Origin of the sequence: Rhodosalinus sp. (assembly GCF_046542825.1) — a bacterium.
GTDB lineage: Bacteria > Pseudomonadota > Alphaproteobacteria > Rhodobacterales > Rhodobacteraceae > Rhodosalinus.
This window is the reverse complement of record NZ_JBKHAQ010000167.1, coordinates 1-4,064: the sequence shown is the minus strand read 5'-3', so window position 1 is coordinate 4,064 and position 4,064 is coordinate 1. Positions and strand designations below refer to the sequence as shown.

2 protein-coding genes are annotated in these 4,064 nt (G+C 71.6%); one reads left to right on the top strand and one right to left on the bottom strand.

Annotation, left to right across the window (positions count from 1 at the left end):
• Window positions 1-599 precede the first annotated feature (599 nt).
• The gene (locus ACLFOB_RS14470; protein ID WP_410926540.1) at window positions 600-1,745 is read right to left on the bottom strand and encodes a UDP-galactopyranose mutase; all 1,146 of its coding nucleotides are present in this window, start codon (window positions 1,743-1,745) and stop codon (window positions 600-602) included.
• Between the two features lie 178 nt (window positions 1,746-1,923).
• Here ACLFOB_RS14470 and ACLFOB_RS14465 point away from each other — a divergent pair.
• Window positions 1,924-4,064, top strand: a 2,141-nt coding sequence (locus ACLFOB_RS14465) for a hypothetical protein (protein WP_410926539.1), incomplete at its 3' end; no start/stop codon positions are given.

Below are 4,064 nucleotides of genomic sequence, written 5' to 3'. Positions count from 1 at the left end.
CGGCACCACAAACCGAATAGAACCTGATCCCTGAATCGCGCAGGCGCAGGCAGTCGGCAGCCCTGTCCGGGGCTTGTCGCCGGATTGTCGACTGCCCTGCGCGAGCATGGCGCGTCGGGCCGGGGCGGCAGCAGGACCGGTGCGCCATGCCCGCGCCCCCTCGCCCGGCCGTGACGCGAGCTGCCCGCCGCGGCGGCCAAGGAGGCGCCGCGCGACGCCCCCCGGCGGGTTCGCCGCACGCGCAAGGTCGCCGGGGCGCCACGGCGCAACCGCGAGCTGCCCGTCCCGTCTCGAAGGTGGCAGCCAAGGGTGCGCTGCCGCATCTGCGGCCACGGTCCCCTCTCGCCATCGGTCTTGCCGCGCCTTGCCTGCGGCTTCGCACCTGTGGGCGGCCTGATCCGCGGTCGCATGCCCGCCGTGTTCCGGCGCGCCCGGCCGGACAGCCATCCCTTGGCCGGACAGGCGCACACCGACGCCGCGGGAAGCGGGGGCCGTCTGGATCTGGGCGTTTGCTGCCATGCAGGGACCCGGAGATGCCCCGTCCGGGTCCACCTGCCGCCTGCTTGCCGCCCGAAAGCCGCGGTCCCGGGCCGTTCCGCTCAGAGCGGCGGCACCGAGAAACGGGGAAAAGGCGCTTCGCCGCGCGCCGCCGCGGCAAGCGTGCGCGCGGTGTCCAGCGCCTCGCGGATCGTCACGTCCATGTCGAGATAGCGGTAGGTTCCGAGCCGTCCGACGAAGGTGATGCGCTGTTCCTCTTCCGCCCGGGCGATGTAGCGGGCCAGAAGCGCCTTCTCGCGGACCAGGCGGATCGGGTAGAAGGGCGTGTCGCCCGGCTCGCAGGCGCGGCTGAATTCGCGGTAGCACACCGATGCAGCGTGCCGCTCCCACGGGGCGAAGTGCTTGTGTTCCGTGATCCGTGTCCAGGGCACATCGGGATCGGGATAGTTCATCACGGCGCATCCCTGATAGTCGCCCTCGGCGGTGAAACGTTCGAAGTCGAGCGTGCGGTAGCCGAGCGGCCCGAGGGCATAGCCGAACCAGCCGTCCAGCGGCCCCGACCAGATGACATGGTCATGCCGATCGCGCATCTCTGGAACGTAGGGCGTCGCGAGCCGCAGCTCGACTCCCGGCACGTCGAGAATGCGCTCGACCATCGCGGTGTAGCCCTCTTCCGGGATCCCCTGGAAGCGGTGGAAGAAATAGTTGTCGTCGTAGCTGAAGCGCAGCGGCAGGCGCTTCAGGATCGACGCCGGCAGGTCCGTCGGGCGCTCGCCCCACTGCTTTTCGGTGTAGCCGCGCAGAAAGGCCTCGTAGAGGTCGCGCCCCACCATGCGCAGCGCCTGGTCCTCGAAGCTTTCGGGCTCGCTCTCCCCGTCCTCTGCCAGTTCGGCCACCCGCGCGCGCGCCTCGTCGGGCCGCATCGCCACCCCGAAGAACTGGTTGATGGTGTGCAGGTTGATGGGCATCGAATAGACGCGCCCGCGCACCGTGCTGCGTACCTGGTGCCTGTAGGGCATGAAGCGCGCGAAGCGGTTCGCGTAGTCCCAGACCTCGGCGTCGTCGGTATGAAAGATGTGCGGCCCGTAGCGGTGCACCAGCACGCCCGTCTCCGGGCAACGTTCGGTATGGCAGTTGCCCGCAACGTGATCCCGCGCATCGATCACGGTTGCGACGTGACCCGCCTCGGCCATCGACCGCGCGATCACGGCGCCTGACAGCCCCGCTCCCACCACAAGGAACTCCACGCGCGCGCCTCCTGTCTTGCATCGACCGGCCCTTCCTTAGGCTGACGGCCACGCAGCCGCAACGTCCGCGCGATGCATCGGATTGCGCGCAAAATCCACGATCTCGCCAAAGCCCCGGCCGCCGCCCCGCCCTGCTCGCGTCGCACAGAGGCGGCGTGGGACCACCGGGGGAACAGTCATGTGGTTGCAGGATATTCGCGCGCTGCGCGCCGGGCCCGAACGGATCGGCAGCGCGTTCAGCGACCTTCTCGTTGCAGAAACCGGAGACGGGGGCGCCGCGCTCTATGCGACCTCTGCCCGCTATGGGGGCATGGGCGTGTGGGAGTTGCGCGAGGGCGCGACGGCGCAGCTGGTCGATGCCGTGGCTTACCCCGCGACCACCACGCTCGGCGCGAGCGGGCAGCTGACCCTGTCGGCGGATGGAAGCATGCTGGCCTATGGCGTCCTTGCCGGTCAGCTCGAAGCCTACGCGCGCCATCTGGACGGAAAACTGGCGCAGTCCGTCTCGCTCGGGGGGATCGGGCTGGGCACGGAACGCACCGTGGCCCTGCACTGGACCTCCCTGGCGGATGGAGAGGCCGTCTACGTCGCCGGGTCGCAGGGCCTTGCGCTCTTCCGGGCGGTCGATGGAGGCACGCGGCTGGAGCAGGCGGCCTCGGGGCAGACCGGAGGGGGCGCACCGCCGCTGGCCTCGACCGCCGCGCTGACAGAGACGACCGTGGGCGGTGCACGCCTGCTGCTGGCGGCGGACAGCGCGCTGGACGAGCTGCGGGTCTACCGGATGGATACGGGCACCGGCGCGCTCACCCTGACCGATACCGCCGGCGCGGCGGACGGGCTGGGCATTGCCGATCCCAAGGCCCTCGCCACCGTCGCCGCCCACGGCCAGAGCTGGGCGATCCTGGGGGCCAACGGCACAGGATCGATCAGCGTGCTGCGCGTGGACGCGAACGGGCAGATCGAGGCCGTCGATCATGTGCTCGACACGCGCGACACGCGGTTCGGGATGCTGCAGGACCTCGTGGCCTTCACCATCGGTGCGCAGGCCTTTGTCCTGGCCGCGGGCGCGGATGGCGGCGCAAGCCTGTTCGCGCTGCCGCATGACGGGCGTCTGGTGCACCTTGAGACGCTGGAACACAGCCTTGAGCGGCCCTTCGCGGATGTCGCCGCGCTGACGGTCGGCGGGCTGGGCGGCGACCTGGCCATATTCGCGGCCGGCGGCGGCGGCCTCGTGCAGATCGACCTGCCGACAGACACGGTCGGCCTGGCAAGGCAGGCGCCGGCCGGGGCGTCCCGGATCGAGGGCGGCCCCGGGGGCGACCTGCTGTCGGCGGCCGGCCCCGGCGCCGACACGCTGGTCGGCCGGGACGGGAACGACATCCTCGTGGGCGGTCCGGGCGGCGGGGTGATGGAGGGCGGCGGCGGCGCGGACGTCTTCGTCATCCGCCCGGCAGAGGCCCCGACCCGGATCACGGATTTCACCCCGGGCGAGGACAGGCTCGACCTGAGCGCCCTGCCGATGCTGCGCAACGACCGGCAGATCGACCTGCAGTCCCGCCAGGACGGGGCGCTCCTGCGCTACCGGGACCAGGAGATCATCCTGCGCAGCGCAGAGGGTGACCCTCTGGCTCGCGAGGACCTCTTCGCGCGGGGAATCGGCGCGGTCGACCGGGTCCTGGTGCTGGGCGGCCTCCGCAGCGACGAGCCGGGAACAGGGCCGGTTGACGACTCCCCCCAGGAGGGGGACACCGACGACGGCACGGCGTCCAGGGACGACGGCACCAACCAGCCGGCCGAAAGCGACGCGGGAGAGGTCGTCACGGGCGGACCGGGCCCGGATACCGCCACCGGCGGCGGTGACGACGACAGCCTCCCGGGCGGCGATGACAGCGACACGATATCCGGTGCACCGGGCGACGACGCGTTGGGCGGCGGCGGCGGCGCGGAGGTGGTCGAGGCAGGCGACGACACCACGTCCGGGGACGACGGCACCAACCAGCCGGCCGACAGCGTAGCGGGACAGGTCGTCACGGGCGGACCGGGCCCGGATACCGTCTTCGGCGGCGGTGGCGACGACCGACTGAGCGGCGGCGGCGGAGATGACAGGCTCTGGGCAGGTGGCGGCAACGACACGATATACGGCGGGACGGGCCACGATGCGCTGGGCGGAGGTCCCGGTGCGGACGTGATCTGGGCAGGCGACGGCAAGGACACGGTCTACGGCGGAACGGGCCACGACGCGCTGGGCGGAGGCCCCGGCGCGGACGAGGTCTGGGCAGGTGGCGGCAACGACACGATATACGGCGGAACGGGCCACGA